The organism is Arthrobacter sp. TB 23 (assembly GCF_000294595.1).
In the GTDB taxonomy this organism is placed as follows: Bacteria; Actinomycetota; Actinomycetes; order Actinomycetales; family Micrococcaceae; genus Arthrobacter_D.
This window is the reverse complement of the sequence record NZ_ALPM01000024.1, coordinates 1-19,077: the sequence shown is the minus strand read 5'-3', so window position 1 is coordinate 19,077 and position 19,077 is coordinate 1. Positions and strand designations below refer to the sequence as shown.

The following is a 19,077-nucleotide window of genomic DNA, read 5'->3' as shown; positions in this document are numbered from 1 at the left end:
CCCGGGCCGCATGACCATCACCGGACGATTTGTCCTCCTGGCATTTCTCGGGATTGTTCCCGTGGCGCTCTACCCGGGCGCGGTGTCCATCCTGATCTGGACCACTGCGTTGGTCCTGGTGGGAGCCCTGGACCTTTCCCTGGCCGCCTCGCCGAGGAAAACGGGCCTCAGCCGGGATCTACCGGACAGCGTCCGGCTGACCGAGGCTTGCACCAGTACGCTCACCGTCCGTAACTATTCCCGGCGTCAACTGAGGGCCACTGTCCGTGAGGCGTGGCAGCCGTCGGCAGGGGCAGCTGATGCCGTACAGCACGTCTCGGTTCCACCGGGTGAGTCCAGGCAACTGTTGATCAGGTTGCTCCCCGAACGGCGTGGCCATCTGCGGGTGGCACAGGTGACGATTCGCAGCGTCGGCCCGCTGGGGCTGACCGGCCGCCAGGTGAGCATTCCGGCTCCCGGGCTCCTCCGGGTCCTACCCCCGTTCCATTCCAAACGACATCTTCCTTCGAAGCTTCGCCGGTTGCGTGAGCTTGACGGCCGGGCCGCCGTCCAGATCCGCGGTGCCGGCACCGAATTCGATTCGCTCAGGGACTATGTCAGGGGCGACGACGTCCGCTCGATCGACTGGCGCGCGACCGCCCGCCGCCGCGACACGGTGGTACGCACCTGGCGGCCGGAACGCGACCGGCGGGTGGTCATCGTGTTGGACACCTCGCGCACTTCAGCTGCGCGGATTGACGATGAGCCCCGGCTGGACACGAGTATCGAGGCTGCCCTGCTGCTGGGCGTCCTCGCACAGCGGGGTGGGGACCGGGTGGATTTCCTTGCCTTCGACCGCCGTCCCCGGGCCAGGGTGAATTCGGCGGCGAAGGGGAATCTGCTGAGCGCCCTCGTCAAGGCGATGGCACCGTTGGAGCCCGAGCTGATTGAAGCCGACTGGTCACGGGTGCCCGGCCAGGTTCGCTCCATCTCCTCCCACCGTTCTTTGGTTGTGCTGCTGACGTCGCTGGATTCGGGCTCAGTAGAAGAGGGGCTGCTGCCGGTGCTGGCCGATCTGACCTCACAGCATGTGGTGGTGGTCGCGTCAGTTCGCGACCCGCGACTGGATGAGATGCGCGGCGAACGCCAGTCCGTGTCCGATGTGTATCGGGCCGCGTCCGCGGAGCGTGCCCTGCTGGATCGTGCCGCGGTGACAGCCCAGTTCCGTCAGCTGGGGGCAGAAGTGGTCGATGCTACCCCCCACGAACTACCGCCGCACCTTGCTGACATGTATATCCGGCTCAAAGCGGCGGGCCGGCTCTGATGATCCCGACCGAAGGTAGTGCCAGGGTCGACTATTCCCGAACAGCCCACCGCACCCCGTGGGCAGCGTTACCTGCGGCTGTTCGCCACCGAATCGCCGCCGAGCTGGGAAGCCCGACGGAGTCCGTCACCCCGGCTGGCGGTGGCTTCACCAACGGCTTCGCAGCTGTCGTTGGCGCCGGGAACCGCCGCCTCTTCGCCAAGGCGGCGCCGTCAACGGACAGCCACATTTTCGCTGCCTATGTCCGCGAGGCCGAGGTTCTCACTGCACTTTCGGCCGGACTTCCCATCCCGCAACTGCACTCAACCGATCAGGTCCTTGCTGGGGGCGCCCGCTGGCAGCTGCTGTGCTTTGAGGCCGTTGACGGCTACATGCCGGGGCAGCCATGGACGGTCAGTGATCTCAGGGCGGTGCACGCGTCACTCCTAGTGGTGCAGGCAGGGCTGCAGGAAACGCCAGCAAACCTTGCGAACGGGTCAATGGTGGAGGAGTTCTTCGGAGCCAGCTTACGGACCGACCTCGTAGAGTGCTGGGCCCCGAACGGAGCGCTTCCCGCCTATTTGCCGTCGCTGAACGTCCAGCACCTGTCCGAGCTTGAAAAATTGACCGCACTGGGTCACGAGGCGCTGGCCGGCGATGCTGTGCTCCACAATGATCTCCGGGCAGACAACATCATGATTCGCCCCCGTGGCGGGCCCAGCCCGCACGTTGCACTCTTCTGTGACTGGAACTTTCTGTCTATCGGGCCCGCCTGGGCTGACTGGGTAGCCCTGTTGGTTTACCCACGCCAGGCAGGGGTCGACGTCGACAGCTGGCTTGCCGACTCTCCGCTGAGCTGCGGGGCCAACCCCGACGACATTGATGCGTGGCTCGCGGTGCTCGCCGCCTACATGGTCACCAGCGGAGACCAACCCGAACTGGCCACCAGCCCCTACCTGCGGATGCACCAACGCTTTACGGCACGAATCCTGATCGATTGGCTCAGTAAACGACGAAAATGGGAGCTCTAACATGCAGTCCATCTACCAGCGCGCCTTGGGCGCCGATTTCAACAGGTTACAGCCCGAACTCCAGGCCTACTTTGGCCTCCACGCCGACGCGGGCCAGGCGGGAATAGGCAGCGGCACCTTCGATGTGGCAGGNNNNCCCCGCCTGGTTTATCAGGCCCGCCTTCAGGCTGGCAGCTGCCGAGAACTCGTTTTTCCCCGAGTATGGGACCGATGTCCCCTTCAGCATCAGCAATTTCCCGCACCTTGACCCGTTTGGGCGTGCATCCCTGACCGCCCGCCGGATCCTGCACTTCCCGGCTGCTGAGCGGATTTTCGAGGACACCACCTCGGAGGAGAACGGTCAGCTGCTCGACTATGTGGGGGCGCACCGTCTGACGCTCACCGATCTGACCTGCTCGGTCACACCAGCCGGGAGGATGCGGATGGTGTCCACCCGGACCCGGGTATTCGCTGGCCCGGTGCGGCTACCGGTGCCGGACGTCGTCGGGGCGCAGGCCTACATGGAGCAGTGGTGGGATGAGGAAGCCGGTCGGTTCCGGATCCAGACCCGGGTGATCCACCGTCAGCTGGGGACACTCCTGGTCTACGCGGGGGCCTTCGACTACCACCTGGTCGACTTCGACGGTGTCCTGCCCGCTGAGGCGGAGCCGCGACGCTGGGAGAAGCGCCGCTAGTCGTTGGCCATCTCCTGGTTCAGCGCGTCGGCGGTCTGGGTCAACCGGCGCAGGATGTTCGCGGCGGCGGCGGGTGAAACCCCGGCCAGCCCGGTGTCGGGGGTCAACCGCAACTGCGCCAACCGGTTCAACGGCAACCCGAGCATCCGCCAGGGCGACAGGACTGCCCCCGCCAGGGCGGACACCGTTGGGACGGCTCGCGGGTCGGGCATGATGCCCGCCCACAGTTCACCGCCCGCTTCGAGTTGACCGGCCAGGGACTCCCACTGTGCCATCGACAATCCCGCGAGGGGAAGCGCTACCGCGGTGATGCTGCTGGTCGCCAGCACATCGAGCGGAGCGCGCTCGGCGGGGAATGACACCGCCACAGTTCCGCCCCCGGCTGCCCGCACTGCCTCGGCTACGGTGTCCCACGCGTCGGCGGCTTCCTGGTCCGGCACCGCCCGGAGGGTCCGGNNNNCCACTCGCCGTCGGCACACCGCCGGCCAGGACAAACGCGATTTCGGGTTCGTCCAGTTGTACCTGTACCAGGGCGCCTGATGCCGCTGATCTGACCCTGCTGACCAGGTCGGCAGCGCCGGCTGCCAGGGAATCCCTGATTTCGCGGCGCGCCCCGACGTCGAGCAGGGCGCGTTCCCCGCTGTGCAGATGGAGGTTGGCGGCAAGGGACAGTGGGCCCCGCAGGTGGATTTTCAACGCTGGCGCCGGCTCTGATTCGGCACCAATCACATCACCGAGCACGTTCAGGTCGGTGGACAGCGCCGACACTGCCCGTCGATGATCCTTGCCGGGCCGGTCGACGAGGCGCCAGCCGTGGGGCTGCACATCCACTGGCAACTCCACCAGGATGGCTGCTGTCCGCCCGACGGCGTCGCTACCGACCCCGCGGCCCGGCAGGGACACCAGGTGGGGAAGGTGCGGGTCACCGAGCTCACCCCGGACCACCCGCGTAGCTTCGAGAGGGTCAGTTCCTGGCCATTCGCCCAGGGCGGTAGCTGTGACCTGGGCGGAGCTAGGCTCCACCAGGGCCCTCCGGTGACCGGCGGTTCTCGGACAGCGCCTGATGGTGACGGATCACCTCGGAGATGATGAAGTTCAGGAACTTTTCGGCGAAGGCCGGGTCTAGGTTGGCTTCTTCGGCCAACGCGCGAAGCCTGGTGATCTGGGCCGCTTCCCGATCCGGGTCGCCCGCCGGTAGCTGGTGCTCCGCCTTGAGGACCCCCACCCGCTGGGTGGCCTTGAACCGTTCGGCGAGAAGATACACGAGAGTCGCATCGATGTTGTCGATACTGCTCCGCACTGACAGGAGCTCCGCCATCACCTCGGGTTGTACCTGCCCGGCGAGGGAGCTTGCCCCCGGGTCGTAGCCGCTGCTCGATTCAATCATGCATCAAGTCAAACACCAGTTGCAGACTGCCGACTAATCCGGCGTCGACATATTCAACCGGCAGTGCGACGGGGCGTGTCCCTACAGGGCTGGTTGAAGTTCGGGGCGCTCCAGTGACCGGGCAGAGTCGAGGGTCGCCTGGCCCAGGACCCGTGTCCCCTGGTACAGGACGACGGTCTGGCCCGGGGCGACGCCGCGCATCGGTTCGTTCAGCCGGACCACGAGCTCCGCCTGCCCCTCACCGTTGTTCTCCATCCAGGCCACCGCGTCGACAGGGTCGCCGTGGGCTCGCACCTGCGCCATGCACTCGAATTCGCTGCCGGCCAGTACCGCGTCGATCGGCAGTCCGGCCCAGGACACCTTGATGCCCCGCAGCTGGTCTACGGCCAGCAGCCGCTCGGGACCGACTACCACCTTGTTTTCTTTCGGCCGGATCTCCAGCACGAAGCGGGGCTTGCCGTCGTCGGCGGGTGTGCCGAGCTTCAGGCCACGGCGCTGGCCTACTGTGAAGGCGTTGGCGCCGGGGTGGGTGCCCACCTGCTCCCCGTCGGTGTCGACAATCGCACCCTCGGTCATCTCGATGCGTTCGGCCAGCCAGCCGCGGGTGTCACCGTCGGGAATGAAACAAATGTCGTGGCTGTCGGGCTTGTTAGCCACGGACAGTCCGCGGCGCTCAGCCTCGGCGCGGACCTCCGCCTTGGACGGGGTTTCGGCCAGCGGGAACATTGAGTGCTTGAGCTGCTCGTGGGTGAGGACGCCCAGCACATAGGACTGGTCCTTGGCCCAGTCCGCGGCCCGGTGCAGCTCGCGGTTCCCGTCACTGTCCTCAATGACCTTCGCGTAGTGGCCGGTGCAGACGGCGTCGAAGCCCAGCGCCAACGCCTTTTCCAGGAGTGCCGCGAACTTGATCCGTTCGTTGCAGCGCATGCACGGGTTCGGAGTGCGACCGGCGGCGTACTCGGCGATGAAATCGTCGACAACGTCCTCCTTGAATCGTTCCGAGAAGTCCCACACGTAGTAAGGAATCCCCAGGATGTCGCAGGCACGCCAGGCGTCACGGGAGTCCTCGATGGTGCAACACCCACGACTACCGGTGCGTAAGGTGCCAGGCATGCGCGAGAGCGCCAGGTGGACGCCGACGACGTCGTGCCCTGCCTCCACTGCGCGTGCTGCGGCGACGGCGGAGTCCACTCCGCCGCTCATTGCTGCGAGTACCTTCATGAGTTGTCCTTCACTATCGAAAACCTGTTCCAGCTGTCTGAATGTTTGAAGCATGGCCAGCCATTCCAGCCTGCCGGGCGCGGCGGTAGGCCTCGGGCAACGCAGTTCCAAGGACTTCAACGTCCTCGGGGCCTGAGGTATGCCCGAGCGAGAATCGTTGGGCCCCTCGGGCCTCCGACTCGGTGAGGCCCATCGCGAGCAGCACATGGGACGGCCGGGGTACTCCCGCCGTGCAGGCCGAGCCGGTGGAGCATTCCACTCCGGCAAGATCGAGCAGGAACAAGAGGGAGTCCCCTTCGCAGCCGGGAAACGTGAAGTGGGCGTTGCCGGGAAGCCGCAGGGTCCGGTGCCCTCTGAGGACCGCCTCCGGGATAGCGGACTCCACCTGGGTGATCAGCTGATCCCTGAGGGCGGCGATGCGGGCGGACTCCTGGTCGAGATTGCCTGTAACGAACGCAGCGGCCGCAGCGAAAGCCGCGATACCGGCGGCGTCAAGGGTTCCCGACCGGATATCGCGCTCCTGTCCTCCACCATGCTGCACCGGGGTGAGCGTTACCGCCCGCCCGACGAAAAGGGCCCCTACACCCACCGGGCCGCCGATCTTATGCCCACTGACCGCCATCGTCGCGAGTCCTGAATGGCTGAAAGACACCGGAAGGGACCCGAAGGCCTGCACGGCATCCGAGTGCACGGGGATGCCGTGCGCCGCGGCTGCCGCGGTGATGTCCCGAATGGGCTGGATGGTGCCGACCTCGTTGTTGGCCCACATCACGGTGATCAGCGCGATGGTGTCCGGGTCGTCGTCGAGCTCGGCCTGCAGCGCCGTCATGGAGACCACGCCTTCGGAGTCGACCGGTAGCCAGGTGACCAGCGCCGCTTCGTGTTTGGCCAGCCATTCGACCGTGTCCTGGACCGCCGGGTGTTCGATGGCTGAGCACAGGATCCTCAGCCGGCGCGGGTCTGCGGCGCGGCGGGCCCAGAACAGGCCCTTGACGGCAAGGTTGTCAGCTTCGGTCCCACCGGAGGTGAAGATCACCTCCGAGGGATGCGCTCCCGCCGCGGCGGCGAGGGTCTCACGGGAGTCTTCCACCACCCGACGGGCACGACGCCCTGAGCCGTGCAGCGACGAAGGGTTGCCGCTACGGCTGAGTTCGGTGGTGAGTGCGGCGAGCGCGGGCGCCGAAAGAGGCGTGGTCGCCGCGTGGTCCAGGTACACGGGCATCGGTCAATTCTAGCGGTTCCGGCTCGACACTTCACTTTTCACCGGTCGGAGGACTCTGAGCGCCCGGGGAACGACGTCGATCTGGACCGGCGCCGGCCCTACCGGTTCCCCATCGGCGAAGACCGTCAGCCCGGCCACCTCGACACGGACCGAACGGACCTTTTCGATCCGGACCGCCGGGTGAGACACATGGGTTCCCGCGAAGAGCCGGGGCAGCATCGCGATCAGCCGGAGTCGTGAGACTGCGGAGACCACCAACAGATCCAGGAGCCCATCATCACAGAGCGCGTCGGGCGTAATCTTCATTCCGCCTCCAATGGACCTCCCGTTGGCCACCGAAACCAGCATTGCGGCCGTCGACTCGGCAGACCCATCGATGACCAGCCGGTAGCCGATGGGTCTGAAGACTGCCAACTCACGCAGCACGGCGAGGGTGTACCGGCTCTTTCCCCGGGGCCAGGACCAGGTGTTGGCCCGGGCATTCACTATCGCATCGAATCCTGCTGAGCAGGCCCCAGCGAACCAGAGCACTCCCTCCCCGTCCTGGTCCCTGCTGATGCGCCCGAGGTCCATCCAGTGGGGCGGTCCGGGGAGTGCTTCATGGATGACGAGGGCCGCTGCTTCCGGGTCCCTGAGGGGCAGGCCGAGGGTCCGGGCCACATCATTGCCGGTGCCGGTCGCCACGATGCCCAGGGGGACCGTGGTTCCCGCCAGGACATTGGCTCCCAGCTGCACCATCCCGTCACCGCCCACCACGACCAGCGCGTCCGGCGACCTCTCCGCCACAGCTGAGCTCACCCGGTCAACAAGCGTCGCATAGCTTGGTCCGGCGAGGACAGTGACCTCGTGTCCGAGGGCAATGAGTGAGGTGACTGCCGCGCTTGCCGCCTTCTTCGCAGCCCCCGCCCCGGCCGTAGGGTTGACCGCGACCAGCAGCTTCATCTGATCACGGCCCCCAGGGCCTCGGCAATGGTCATCGCCTGCGCGACGTCGATCACGGCACCGCGGAACTGTACGTAGTCCATCGACAGTTCGCCCAGTTCGCTGCCACGTAGGTCGGTTCCCCGGAGCCGCGCTCCTGCCCATTCAGCATTGGATAATTGGCAATTCCGCAGCGACGCCTTGGTGAGGTTGGCCTCGGTGAAGTCGGCTTCGGCGAGGGACACGCCAGTGAAGTCGGCGGTGGACAGGTCCGCACGCACCAGCGAAACATAGGACCAGTTGCCGCCAGTGACCTTGAGGGGGACCAGCGACGAGTTGACGAAGGAACTGCCGGTCAGCCTGCACCCGGCAAAGGTCGAATCGAAGAAGCTGCAGGATTCGAACCGGCAGCCGTCGAATGCCCCCTCGGTGTGGGTTGAGACATTGAACTTGACGTTGCGGAACACACACTTGCTGAAGTTGGCCCCGCTGGACTGGAGTTCGGTGAAGTCACAATCAACGAATAGGGTTCCCGCATAGTCTGCACGGTCGAGCACCTTGCCGTACCAGTCCTCGCCCCTGATCACCTTGTCCCGATTCGTCATTGTCCGATGCTACCGAAGCCGAACCCTTTCGCCCGGTTCGCCGTTGAAGGTACAGCGGGTATTTGGTTGGCAGTCGGGAAACCGTCTACAGTCTTGCCCTGATGAGGCATAGCGTGCCGGCCGCGTCGCGCCCGGAACTTCAGCACATCGGTTCCACCCGCTCCAGGCCCCCAGCATGCCCGCCGAAGATGAAAGGCCCTCATGGCGACCCCGCCCGACCGGACCTACTACGCCGTCCTGGGATTGTCGCGGAACGCGACCGCCAAACAGGTCAAGGACGCCTACCGCCGGGCTGCACGATCAACCCATCCTGATGCTGGCGGGAGCGCCGAAGAGTTCCATGACGTGGCCGTCGCCTATGAGACCCTCTCGGATCCAGAACGTCGCCGCCGGTATGACCACGGGCTGGGTGGCAGCCCGGCCGCCCATGAACCGACGGCGGCCAGTTCGCCCTCACGGTCAAGTGTTCCCTCTCCTGATCGTGCCGCTGATGACGAAGCTTTCCAACGTCAAGCCGTCTACGAGCCGCCCTTCTCACCAGCGCAGCCCCCGGTGATTCCGCTGACCCTCGCGGGCAGCCAGATCCATGGCACCGCTCGACAGCCTGGATTCTTCAAGCGTCTCGGATCCGGCAGCGGCTCACGGTTCGACGGCGAGCGCCGCACCGCTGCCCTGCTGGAACACCGTTTCCTTCCGGGCTTCCCCGCCGCCCGACTAGTTAACGGTTTGCGGTTCGGCGACGACACCGGAACTGAAGCGGGCCATGCGGTGTTGGCGGGATACCGTCTGGCGGTCGTCGATTCGATGCTCGCTCCACCCGGTAACTATCGCTGGGACGGGCGTGCCCTGCGGCACAACGGCAGAATCGCCGGTGACGTGCGCATTACCGAGTCGGTCCGACGGGTCCAGGATCTCTTTCCAGAGTGCAATGTCCAGGCGTGGCTTGTCCTCCACAGGGGTGAAGGCAACCCCTTCGAGCCGATTGTCGATTACCCGCCAACGCTGGACAAATCTGCACTGACCAGCGTTCATGTGGCGAATCCCGGTACGCTCCTCCGCGAGCTCAAGAAATTTCTGGGTGGCGGGCCGCAGCCCTATGTGGTGCAGCTCCCCGTACTGGGCCGTTTGCTACAGTACGCCGAGCGCTAGGATTAACGAGTGTTCCGTATCCTGTTCTACACGCCCGAAATCCCCGGCAACACCGGCAACGCCATTCGGCTGGCCGCTGTCACCGGCGCCGAATTGCACCTGGTGGAGCCGCTCGGCTTCAACTTCGATGATGCAAAGCTGCGCCGAGCGGGGCTCGACTACCACGACCTGGCAGTGCTCCAGGTCCACAAGGACCTGGCGAGCGCGTGGGAAGCTCTCACCCCCCAGCGGGTCTTCGCGTTCACTTCCGACGGCGAGGAATCCTATGCGGACATCAGCTACCAGCCAGCAGACGTGTTGCTCTTTGGGCCTGAGTCGGTAGGTCTACCACCGGAGGTCAAGCATGACCCCCAGGTGACGGCCCGGGTCCGGCTACCCATGCTCCCCACCCGTCGTTCACTTAACCTCGCCAACTCGGCGTCTATTGTTCTCTACGAAGCATGGCGCCAGCACAGCTTCGCCGGCGCCGTCGTCTAGCTTTTTCAGCCCTAAGGAGCCACCATGCCACCACGCCATGCCGAGGAAGTGTCCGAGACCGGCGCCGAGGACTTCGAACGCCTGGCGCCGCTGCTCTGGAACCCGATGGGAAATGCCGTCGCAGCGGCCGCCGATATCGCCCTCGCTGACCGGGTGCTCGACGTTTACTGTGGCAGCGGTGCCAGCACCATCCCGGCGGCGCAGTCCGCCGGTCCGGAAGGCGTGATCGACGCACTCGACCCATCCCCGGGGCTGCTGGACCTGGCGAAGGCGAAAGCCGAAGCCATGAACCTCGCCACCATCCGGTTTGACACGGCCGATGTCACCGAGCGGCCTGCCGACGGCAGCTATGACGTGGTGCTGTCCTGTTACGGACTGACCCGCTTCGCGGATATGGCGCCTGCCACGGCGCATCTGTCGCGGCTACTGCGTCCCGGCGGACGGATTGCCCTCAGCACCTGGGACGCTGGCGCCCACACGGAGTTCTGGCGAATCCTTCAGGACGCATGCTCCGAGGATCCCTCCCGGGATCCAGCGCTGCTCGAGCGGGAGATCGCCAACGTGGCCAGACTGGCCTCGCCCGAGAAATTGGGAGACTGGCTGCTGGCTAACGGGTTTAATACGGTCGGAGTCGATTCGGTAGCCATTGAATTGCCGCTGGATGCCCAGACAGCATGGTCGGTGGTTCAGGGGACCGCCTTCCGTCATCTTCTCCCGGGCGACGAGTCAGCCGTCGAACGGATCCGGGGCAGCTTCCTTGACCGGCTCGGCAGCGGCTTCGTCCTGGCCGCTCAATCCCTGGTTGCTGTTGCGGAGACCGCTGACTAGCAGCTGGGTAAGATCCAGACTCCCCCCACCCCATCCCCGCACCGCCCAGCTCCGAAGTACTAGTGGCAGCAAAACTTGATCCGCCCGTGTCGTTAAGCACCGATACAGGCGGTGAAAGTCCTGTCTACAGAACATCGAAAGGACGGTGATAGGGATGGGTAGGCAGGTGGGAGGCACTGACCAACTGATCCGCGCCGGCGGGTCGCATGTTCTGAATCGCAGACGGGGCGCTTTATGCTTGGAGTATATGGATACGCCACGAGCCAGCAGAACTACTCCGGCCGGTTCACCAGCGGGTGGATTCGCCGTTGAACCCGGTACCGCAGCAACCCTGACTGAGCTGTTGTTGCGAGTCGCAGCCAAGGACCAGCAAGCCTTTGCCGAGTTCTACGCGCAAACTTCCCGACGGGTCTATGGGCTGGCCCGTCGTGTCCTCATTGACCCGGAGCTCAGCGAGGACACCACCCAGGAGGTCTACCTGCAGGTCTGGAACCTCGCGGACCGGTTCCGACCCGAGATGGGGTCACCGATGGCCTGGCTAATGACCCTGACCCATCGCCGGGCTGTGGACAAGGTTCGGTCTGAGCAGAGTTCCACTGACCGCGAAGCACGATACGGCGCCGCGATGCAGGAAATCGATCACGACGACGTCGTCGACACCGTAACCCAGCGCCTCGAGGCGGAGACAGTGGTCAAATGCCTCGACTCGCTGACGGAGACCCAACAGGAATCTGTGAAGCTCGCATATTACGGCGGATTGACCTACCGCGAGGTCGCCGAAAAACTTGGCGTGGCCGTCCCTACCATCAAATCGAGAATCCGTGACGGATTGCTTCGACTGAAAACCTGTTTGGGGGTGAACTGAGATGCAGAACAACGACATGTTTGATGGATCGATTGACGATCTGGAGAGTGACCTGACCCACGGCCGTGTGCTTGACTGGGCCGAGATGTATGCCCTGAACGCCCTGAGTGATCGGGAGCGTCGGGCTATCGAGGACTACATCTCAGCCGCCGACCCGATCCAGCGGGAAGCCTTTGATGAGCGCGTCCGGGGTGCCCGTGAGACCCTTGCCCGGGCGTACGCGATCGACGACGTCGAACCGCCCCCGGCCTTGTTCGACCGCATCCTGGCTCAGTTGCCGGCCGGTCTCCCCGAGCATAGCGCTTCCGCCGCGCCCGCCCGGGCCCAGGCGTCGGCGGGCACCTTCGATGAGCTGGCGAACCGACGCGAGGCAAAGCAACGCCGGCCCGTGGGACGCTGGCTGGCCGCAGCCGCAGCAGCAGTGGTCATCACCGTCGGCGGAGTCAGCGTCGCCCAGAACCTCCAGGAAACCTCGGTTGAACAGGAAGTGTTGCAGGCCCAGGATCTCCAGTCCGAAATCTTCACGATTCCGGCGGGAGGTACCGCGGAGCTGAAGCTCTCCCGTGAGGAAGACGCGGCGGTCATCACCCTCAGTGAGGTACCGGCTCCTCCCGTGGGGAAGGTCTACCAGATGTGGCGGGTTCCCACGGACGGGACCGACCCGGTCTCCATCAGCACCATGACCGCTGAGGACCTGCAGGAATCGCTGGTCACTACCGTCGAGGGCATTGGTTCGTCGATGGGGTTCGCCATCACCGTCGAGCCCGACGGCGGGTCCGAACGGCCAACCCTTCCGATCGTCGCGGAGATCCCCTTCGAGGCCTGATCGGGCGCGTGAGATCGGGTGCATTGAAAGGACCTTACCCAGCTGGACCTGGGCCGCCACCGTTATCGGGGTGGCTAGAATCCGGCAATAGTCTGAGCTGAATTGACTGGCACCACATGGAAAACTTCGGCGCTACGCCCGGCTGGGAGGCCGCCGCGTGCGGCGTTGTCCCGGAGCAGCTGACGCACGACGGCATCCATCCGGTCGGAGTCCGGATGTTGGCTGGTGTGGAAGTGAAGGGCGCGCAGCTTGTCGTCCACCGTGTCAGTAACATCGACGAAGTGGTTTTCCAGGTGTGACGGGCCGGCATAGAGCCACAACCAGGGCACCCGGTGGCTTGCCAGCCCGGCAGCTTCCAGATCCGGGAAGGCAAACGGATTTTCGGCGGCCGGATACACCGCCCGGGTGACCGCTTCGCCGCAGGCCAGATGGTCCGGGTGGCTTTTTTGAATCCGGTCCCAGTTCCGCTCCGGGTGCATTGCCAGCACCACATCAGGACGGACCCGGCGGATCACTGCCACTACCTGCTTGATCACCTCGGTGGAGGCTTCCAGGAACCCATCACGTTCACCCAGATAGTGGATTTCGCGAACTCCCACCTGCTGGGCCGCAGCAAGCTGCTCGGCCCTGCGGGTCCGCACGATTTCACTCTGCCCCTCGGGGTCGAACCCGCCGGCGTCGCCGTCGGTCATAATGCAGTAGTCGACGACGACGCCCGCCCTTGTCCATTGGGCCACCGTTCCGGCTGCACCGAAGTCGATGTCGTCGGGGTGCGCCGCGAAGCACAACACCCGCACGATCTGATCGACGGCGGGATCAAAAACTGTCGCCACCGTGGTCAGGACCTGCGCTTCAGGATCTCGGCGGTTGCCTGCGGCAGCACCTTGAAAAGGTCACCGACCACACCGAAGTCGGCGATCTCAAACACCGGCGAATCGGCGTCCTTGTTGACCGCGATGATGACCTTGGCGGTTTGCATCCCGGCTTTCTGCTGGATGGCGCCGGAGATGCCAGCCGAGATGTACAACTGCGGCGACACTGTTTTCCCGGTCTGTCCCACCTGGGCGGAGTGTTCGATCCAGCCGGCATCGGTGGCCGCACGGGATGCCCCAACGGCGCCGCCCAGCGCATCGGCGAGTTCCTCGACGGGCGCGAAGTTGCCGTCGACTCCCCGCCCGCCGGCAACGATCACCCGCGCCTCGGTCAGCTCGGGTCGCCCGGTTGCCGGCTTCGCCGTTCGACCGGTGATCCGGGCCGTGTTGGCCGGGCTCACCGACTCAACCGTGACGACGCTGGGGACGCCCCCGTCGCCGACCGGTGCTACCTCGACGGTATTGGCCTTCACCGTAATGAGGGGCGTGCCGGTGGTCACCTTCGCCTCGACCGCGTAGGAGCCGGCCAGCACCGACTTGGTGACGGTGAAATCCTCGCCGATGGCGACCGCATCAGTGATCACCCCCGAGGAAAGCTGAATTCCGGTCCGGGCCGCGATCTCCTTCGCCTCGAAGGTATTCCCCAGGAGGACAGCCGCAGGGGCGACCGACCGCACTACTTCGGCAAGGAAGGCAACCTTCCCGGCGACGAGGGAATCCTCGATGTCGGACGCGGCCGGCTGGTAGACGGACCCGACGCCGCGCGCACCCAATTCCTGGAGGACGGCGTCGTTCAGGTCACCGATGAAGGCGACGGCGGCGTCGCCGAAGGTGGTCGCAAGCGTGAGTAGTTCCCGGTGGCTCTTGTGCAGAACCTCACCCGGGTTATCAATCAAAACGAGAACTGTAGCCATTGAGGTGGCTCCTTTGCGTTGTTCGAGCGCGGGTTCGGGGAGGTGCTACAGCAATTTTTGAGTTGCAAGGAAATCCACCAACCGGATCCCTGCGTCACCTTCGTCACTGATGATCGTTCCCTGGCCACGGGGCGGCCTGGGGTCCGCGACCTGAACCGAAGTCCATGCGCCAGCGAAGCCCACCTCGGCTGGGTCCACACCGATGTCCTGCAACGACAGGGTGCTCAACGGCTTCTTCTTCGCCGCCATGATGCCCTTGAAATTCGGGTACCGCGGCTCATTGATCTGATCGGTGACCGAGACAAGGGCGGGCAGGGTAGCCTCAACCGTCTCCGAGTAGACGTCGCCGTCCCGTCGGGCTGTCAGCGTCCAGGAACCATCCGCTGGCTGCAGCTCAAGAGATGAAGCGAACGTCACCTGCGGCAAATCCAGCCGTTCGGCGAGCTGTGCCGGTACGAGTGAGGTCTCGCCGTCCGTCGATGCCATTCCGGTGATGACCAGGTCTACCGACCCGAGGTGGTTGACGACGGCGGCGAGCGCCCGGGAGGTCCCGGCCGCGTCCGATCCGGCGAGTGCATCATCGCAGAGGTGCACCCCGGCGTGAGCACCGATCTGAAGTGCTTTCTTGACGGCGCTGACCGCAGCGGACGGCCCCATGGTGACCGCGGTGATCCGATGGCCAGCCGCCTCTCCGCCATGGGATTCAACGAGTTGCAGCGCTGCCTCGAGCGCGTACTCGTCCAATTCGGACAGGATGCTCTCATTCCGGTCGGTAGTGCGGTCGTCGCCTCTGATGTGGCGGTCGAACTGCGCGTCCGGCACATGCTTGACCAGGACCACTATGTCCAGGCCTGCGTGCGATGCCTCTTCCATTGCTACCTCTTCTGAAGTTGGGGATCTGCCCAGCCCTAGCTAACCATATCGGGATCCCGGCCTGGGTTAGCCGTCGGCCCGGCCCACTGTCACATCAATGGTCTGCACTTCCCCGTTGCGCTGGAATTCAACGCTCACAGTGTCCCCATCGGCCTGCATCCGCACCGCTGCGGTGAGGTCGCGTGGATCGGTGATTGGGCGTCCAGCCACATTGGTGATGACATCGCCTTCCTGGAACCCTGCTGCCTCAGCGGGCGAGCCTGGTTCGACTCCTGCGACCTCCGCCCCTACCGAGAAGGAGGTTTCCCCGTTGGTGTTCTCGGAAGCCGATGGCGAGACCGAAACGCCGAGGAAACCGTGCGAGGCACTGCCGTTGGCGATGATCTCCTGGGCAACCCGCTCAGCATAATTAATGGGAATGGAGAACCCCACACCGATGTTTCCGGTGCTTTCCCCGGAACCCGACGATGCGATCGCCACGTTGACGCCGATCACACTGCCCTGGCCGTCGACCAGCGCACCACCGGAGTTGCCCTGGTTGATAGCGGCGTCAGTCTGAATGACGTTCAGGTAGATCGACCCCTGCGACTGGTTCTGTGGCATTTCGGTGCCTTCCGGGGGGAGGAAGTTGAAACCATCCCCCTCTTCCTCAGGAACGGCATCGGAAAGCTCCTCCGGTACTGCCGAGGAGGCAACGCTGATCGTCCGGTTCAGCGTGGAAATGATGCCGTCGGTGACGGTTCCGCTGAGTCCGAGGGGCGCCCCGATTGCAATGGCGGTGTCCCCGACGTTCAGCTCATCGGAATTCGCCAGGGTAGCGGGTTGCAGATCGGGGGCGTCCACTTTGATCACCGCAAGATCGGACAGCGGATCGGTGCCGACAATCTCCGCTGGGAACACTCGCCCGTCGCTGGTACGAACCTCAACGGCCGCGTCGCCCACCTGACCGCCGAGCGTCACCACGTGGGTATTGGTGAGGATGTGCCCGTCGTCGTCGAGCACTATTCCGGACCCTGAACCACCCGAGCCGGCGCCGCTCACAGCGATAGTGACAACGCTGGGGGAAGCCTTGACAGCGGCCCCAGTGACTTCGTTGACGCTTTCGGTGTCATTGACGACCACCGATTGTGACTGACCCGTGGTCGTAGCGGGGACGGTGCCCTGGTCGCCGAGGAGACGATCGGCCCCGGCGACTACCCCGCCGCCGAGCAGGCCGGCGACGAGCACACCGCTGACGAAGGCCGCTGTTCCAAAGCGTTTCTTGTCCCGTCGGTGGGGAAGGGCTGCCGGGGGCAGAGCGGACCCGTAGAAGCCCCCGCTGGAGTAGGAGCCGTCATCGTAAGCGGTCGCCGTGGACTGGTCCGCGGAATACTGGTCGCTGTGAGCTGCCTGGGAATGAGAAACCTGAGACGGTGACGTAGGCGGCGGCACCGGGTGCGGCTGCGTCGAGGGGTGCTGCCCTGCTGACGGGTGCTGCTCTGCGCTGCCGGAGGGTCCCCCATCGGACGATGCGGCTGAGGCAGCGATCTCGCTCCCGTCGTCGGGACGAGAGGAATCCTGCCACCGGTGAAACGGCGGAGTCTGAGGGCGTGGCGGTATGTTGCGCTCGAACCCGTTGTTATTGTCGTCAGTCATCGGAAAGCCTTTCGTCTCGATGCATCGAACTATGCCAAACCAATCTGGATCTTTGGCGCACATTCGCTGGATGAATACTGTGAGCCAACCGGGCGTCCGTTAGTCCTCATCCATTCTCCCCGGCCAGACTCCGCCGGCAAAGTCCCGGACCAGGTCCTGATTCATTTCGCTAGGGGCAGAGGTCGGTAGGTGGACTGCCTTATCGCGGCACCCTAGACTTCAAAAAGGGCGTGTGACAGCGTTGACGGCATCTACCGCCGACCGCTGGCCCCCACGCGCAGTGAAATTCCGGGGACACTTTTCGAAGGGTATTGAATGCGATCGAGTACCAGGCGCCTTGCGGCACTAGTAGGCGTCACCGCCGGACTGATGCTGCCCCTCACTACACTCCCCGGCGCATTTGCGGTGCCTCCGGTGGACTTCGGTGCAGAAGAGATCATCGATGAGGCAGGGGTGCTCGACGGCGGTGGGCTGGCCGAGCTTGAAGACGCTATTGCCCAGCTCCGGGACGAAGAGGGCTACCGTTTGCGCGTCGCCTACGTGGACTCGTTCACCGACCCGACTGACGCCGACCAGTGGACCGAGGAAACCGCCACCGTCAGCGAACTAGGCGAGTCCGATGTCCTGTTGACCGTGTCCGTCGAGGGACAGGCTAGGTTCGTTGCAAGCAATTCCAGTCCCGTTCGCGCGGACGCACCACAAATTTTCAACTCCTACATTCTGCCTGAACTGGAGGACGGCAACTGGGCAGCAGCCGGTGTTGCTGCAGCCACCGGAGTGTCGGAGTCCTTGTCCGGCGGTTCGGTGTCCGGTGGTTCCGATAACAGCCAGTCCAGTGGCAGCGGTCTCGGGGCAGTCCTGCTGGTTGGCGCGCTGGTGGCGTTGGCAGGTATCGGCGGTTTCTTCTTCCTGCGTTCCCGCAGCCAGAAGTCGCTGACCCGCGGACCGTCCCAGACCGAAGACTTCGGGCCCGGACGTGGCCCGGACGGGGAAGTCCTGGACCCGTTGGCAGCTTTCAGCGTGGAAGAACTGCGCAAGAGGGCGGGAAGCCTGTTGATTGCAGCCGATGACGCAATCAAGTCCAGTGAGCAGGAGGTCGGCTTTGCGCAGGCCCAATATGGCGATGCTGCAGTGCAACCCTTCGTCGATGACATCGCTGCGGCGAAGCGGCATATGAGTGAGTCGTTCAAGTTGCAGCAGCAACTGGACGACCATATTCCAGATACCGAAGAGCAGCAGCGCACCTGGCTCGGAGACATCATCCGGCGTTGCGAATCCGTCAACGGTTCGCTGCAGGAGCACAAGGCCGATTTCGACGCCCTGCGCGAGTTGGAGCGCAACGCTCCCGCAGCGCTTGCCGCCGCGCAGGCCTCGGCTGAAGCGGTCAGGACCCGTGTGTCCGACGCGGAGCAGCTCCTGCAGCAGCTGCAGCAGAAGTACGCTGATTCGGCTACCTCTCAGGTGCGGGACAACGTGGATCAGGCCAACGAACGGTTGCAGTTCGTTGGCAGTGCCGCCGACTCGGCGCAGCAGCACCTGAGTGCTGGCGATACCGGGTCTGCAGTGATCGCGGTGCGCGCAGCCGAAGAAAGCGTCCACCAGACCACCGTGCTGCTGGACGCAATTTCCAAACGGGCCACCGAACTTGATGCGGCGAAGGTAGAGCTGGACCGTTCGGTCTCCGACACGGCACAGGATCTTGCCCAGGCACAGGCGATGCTCAGCACCGGTCAGCACCAGGATCTCGCCGGCCCGGTGGCGTCCGCCGAAGCCGCTCTCACCACCGTCCGCAACGAATCCACGGCTGNCTGGCCGGGTCGACCCGGTGTCGCTCCTGCAACGCATTGAGGCGGCTCACGCCCAACTCGATGCGGCACTGGGCGGAGTCAAAAACCAGACCGAGCAGGCGCAGCGCGCCCGGGAAGCTTTGCAGCATGCAATCATGGCAGCCCAGTCGCGGATTTCCGGCACCTCCGACTACATCCGTGCCCGACGCGGCGGGGTCGGCAGCGAGGCACGCACCAGGCTCGCCGAAGCGGAGCGGAATCTCGACTACGCGGTACAGATCCAATCCGACGATCCAGTTGCGGCACTGTCGCACGCGCAGCAAGCCACCGCGCTAGCTGAACAGGCAGCACAGATCGCTCAACAGGACGTCGATGGCTTTGGCGGCGGCATGGGAGGCTTTGGTGGCGGTGGCATGTTCGGCGGCGGCCGCAATCAGGGTGGCGGAATGGGCGGCGCACTCCTGGGCGGCATCCTCCTCGGCGGTATCCTCAATGGCGGCGGCGGCGG

The 19,077-nt window shown here is 64.9% G+C and carries 19 protein-coding genes and 1 pseudogene; 10 read left to right on the top strand and 10 right to left on the bottom strand.

Features of this window, described 5'->3' with window-relative positions; genetic code table 11:
* Positions 1–10 precede the first annotated feature (10 nt).
* From B384_RS0103215 to B384_RS17565, 3 genes are all read left to right on the top strand, one after another.
* Positions 11–1,303 carry a DUF58 domain-containing protein gene (locus tag B384_RS0103215; protein ID WP_019481707.1) on the top strand — a complete coding sequence of 431 codons (1,293 nt, stop codon included), beginning with the start codon at positions 11–13 and terminating at the stop codon, positions 1,301–1,303.
* The gene (locus B384_RS0103210) at positions 1,303–2,313 is read left to right on the top strand and encodes an aminoglycoside phosphotransferase family protein (RefSeq protein WP_019481706.1); all 1,011 of its coding nucleotides are present in this window, start codon (positions 1,303–1,305) and stop codon (positions 2,311–2,313) included. Before B384_RS0103215 ends, B384_RS0103210 begins: the two co-directional genes overlap by 1 nt.
* 122 nt (positions 2,314–2,435) lie before the next feature.
* Positions 2,436–2,987 (top strand): DUF4166 domain-containing protein, encoded by a 552-nt coding sequence (locus B384_RS17565; protein WP_019481705.1) that lies wholly within the window; start codon positions 2,436–2,438, stop codon positions 2,985–2,987.
* Here the strand turns inward: B384_RS17565 and B384_RS21365 are convergent.
* The 6 genes from B384_RS21365 to B384_RS0103175 all read right to left on the bottom strand — a co-directional run bounded on the left by B384_RS21365 (position 2,984) and on the right by B384_RS0103175 (position 8,343).
* Complete coding sequence (locus tag B384_RS21365; protein WP_337459677.1) at positions 2,984–3,262, bottom strand: hypothetical protein; 279 nt, start codon at positions 3,260–3,262, stop codon at positions 2,984–2,986. The genes B384_RS17565 and B384_RS21365 overlap by 4 nt on opposite strands.
* Positions 3,263–3,999: 737 nt before the next feature.
* The gene (locus tag B384_RS0103195) at positions 4,000–4,374 is read right to left on the bottom strand and encodes a chorismate mutase (protein WP_019481704.1); all 375 of its coding nucleotides are present in this window, start codon (positions 4,372–4,374) and stop codon (positions 4,000–4,002) included.
* 81 nt (positions 4,375–4,455) lie between these two features.
* Positions 4,456–5,595, bottom strand: a complete 1,140-nt coding sequence (mnmA, locus tag B384_RS0103190; RefSeq protein WP_019481703.1) for a tRNA 2-thiouridine(34) synthase MnmA — start codon at positions 5,593–5,595, stop codon at positions 4,456–4,458.
* Positions 5,596–5,608: 13 nt separating this feature from the next.
* Positions 5,609–6,817, bottom strand: a complete 1,209-nt coding sequence (locus B384_RS0103185; RefSeq protein ID WP_019481702.1) for a cysteine desulfurase family protein — start codon at positions 6,815–6,817, stop codon at positions 5,609–5,611.
* Between the two features lie 9 nt (positions 6,818–6,826).
* Positions 6,827–7,759 carry a diacylglycerol kinase family protein gene (locus B384_RS17555; protein WP_019481701.1) on the bottom strand — a complete coding sequence of 311 codons (933 nt, stop codon included), beginning with the start codon at positions 7,757–7,759 and terminating at the stop codon, positions 6,827–6,829.
* Positions 7,756–8,343: a pentapeptide repeat-containing protein gene (locus tag B384_RS0103175; protein WP_019481700.1), complete on the bottom strand. Its 588-nt coding sequence runs from the start codon at positions 8,341–8,343 to the stop codon at positions 7,756–7,758. Before B384_RS0103175 ends, B384_RS17555 begins: the two co-directional genes overlap by 4 nt.
* Positions 8,344–8,544: 201 nt before the next feature.
* Here B384_RS0103175 and B384_RS0103170 point away from each other — a divergent pair, with 201 nt between their 5' ends.
* From B384_RS0103170 to B384_RS0103150, 5 genes are all read left to right on the top strand, one after another.
* The gene (locus B384_RS0103170) at positions 8,545–9,492 is read left to right on the top strand and encodes a J domain-containing protein (protein WP_019481699.1); all 948 of its coding nucleotides are present in this window, start codon (positions 8,545–8,547) and stop codon (positions 9,490–9,492) included.
* Positions 9,493–9,501: 9 nt separating this feature from the next.
* Positions 9,502–9,969 (top strand): tRNA (cytidine(34)-2'-O)-methyltransferase, encoded by a 468-nt coding sequence (locus B384_RS0103165; RefSeq protein WP_019481698.1) that lies wholly within the window; start codon positions 9,502–9,504, stop codon positions 9,967–9,969.
* Between the two features lie 24 nt (positions 9,970–9,993).
* Positions 9,994–10,797: a class I SAM-dependent methyltransferase gene (locus tag B384_RS0103160; protein ID WP_019481697.1), complete on the top strand. Its 804-nt coding sequence runs from the start codon at positions 9,994–9,996 to the stop codon at positions 10,795–10,797.
* Between the two features lie 247 nt (positions 10,798–11,044).
* A complete protein-coding gene (sigK, locus tag B384_RS0103155; RefSeq protein ID WP_019481696.1) occupies positions 11,045–11,662 on the top strand; it encodes an ECF RNA polymerase sigma factor SigK in 618 nt (205 codons plus the stop codon).
* A gap of 1 nt (position 11,663) precedes the next feature.
* On the top strand, positions 11,664–12,488 hold the full coding sequence (locus B384_RS0103150; RefSeq protein WP_019481695.1) for an anti-sigma factor: 825 nt from the start codon (positions 11,664–11,666) through the stop codon (positions 12,486–12,488).
* A gap of 74 nt (positions 12,489–12,562) precedes the next feature.
* On the opposite strand, the gene B384_RS0103145 is transcribed toward B384_RS0103150, so the two are convergent.
* The 4 genes from B384_RS0103145 to B384_RS0103130 all read right to left on the bottom strand — a co-directional run bounded on the left by B384_RS0103145 (position 12,563) and on the right by B384_RS0103130 (position 16,782).
* Positions 12,563–13,321 carry a PIG-L deacetylase family protein gene (locus B384_RS0103145; protein ID WP_019481694.1) on the bottom strand — a complete coding sequence of 253 codons (759 nt, stop codon included), beginning with the start codon at positions 13,319–13,321 and terminating at the stop codon, positions 12,563–12,565.
* Positions 13,322–13,326: 5 nt separating this feature from the next.
* The gene (locus tag B384_RS0103140; RefSeq protein WP_019481693.1) at positions 13,327–14,274 is read right to left on the bottom strand and encodes an electron transfer flavoprotein subunit alpha/FixB family protein; all 948 of its coding nucleotides are present in this window, start codon (positions 14,272–14,274) and stop codon (positions 13,327–13,329) included.
* A gap of 45 nt (positions 14,275–14,319) precedes the next feature.
* Complete coding sequence (locus tag B384_RS0103135; RefSeq protein ID WP_019481692.1) at positions 14,320–15,147, bottom strand: electron transfer flavoprotein subunit beta/FixA family protein; 828 nt, start codon at positions 15,145–15,147, stop codon at positions 14,320–14,322.
* 66 nt (positions 15,148–15,213) lie between these two features.
* Positions 15,214–16,782: a S1C family serine protease gene (locus tag B384_RS0103130; protein WP_019481691.1), complete on the bottom strand. Its 1,569-nt coding sequence runs from the start codon at positions 16,780–16,782 to the stop codon at positions 15,214–15,216.
* A gap of 315 nt (positions 16,783–17,097) precedes the next feature.
* Between B384_RS0103130 and B384_RS17550 the strand changes: the two genes are divergently transcribed.
* Both B384_RS17550 and B384_RS20450 read left to right on the top strand, forming a co-directional pair.
* The gene (locus B384_RS17550; protein ID WP_019481690.1) at positions 17,098–18,630 is read left to right on the top strand and encodes a TPM domain-containing protein; all 1,533 of its coding nucleotides are present in this window, start codon (positions 17,098–17,100) and stop codon (positions 18,628–18,630) included.
* Positions 18,608–19,077, top strand: a pseudogene (locus tag B384_RS20450) (TPM domain-containing protein); the annotation flags it as partial. The gene B384_RS17550 and the pseudogene B384_RS20450, both read left to right, overlap by 23 nt.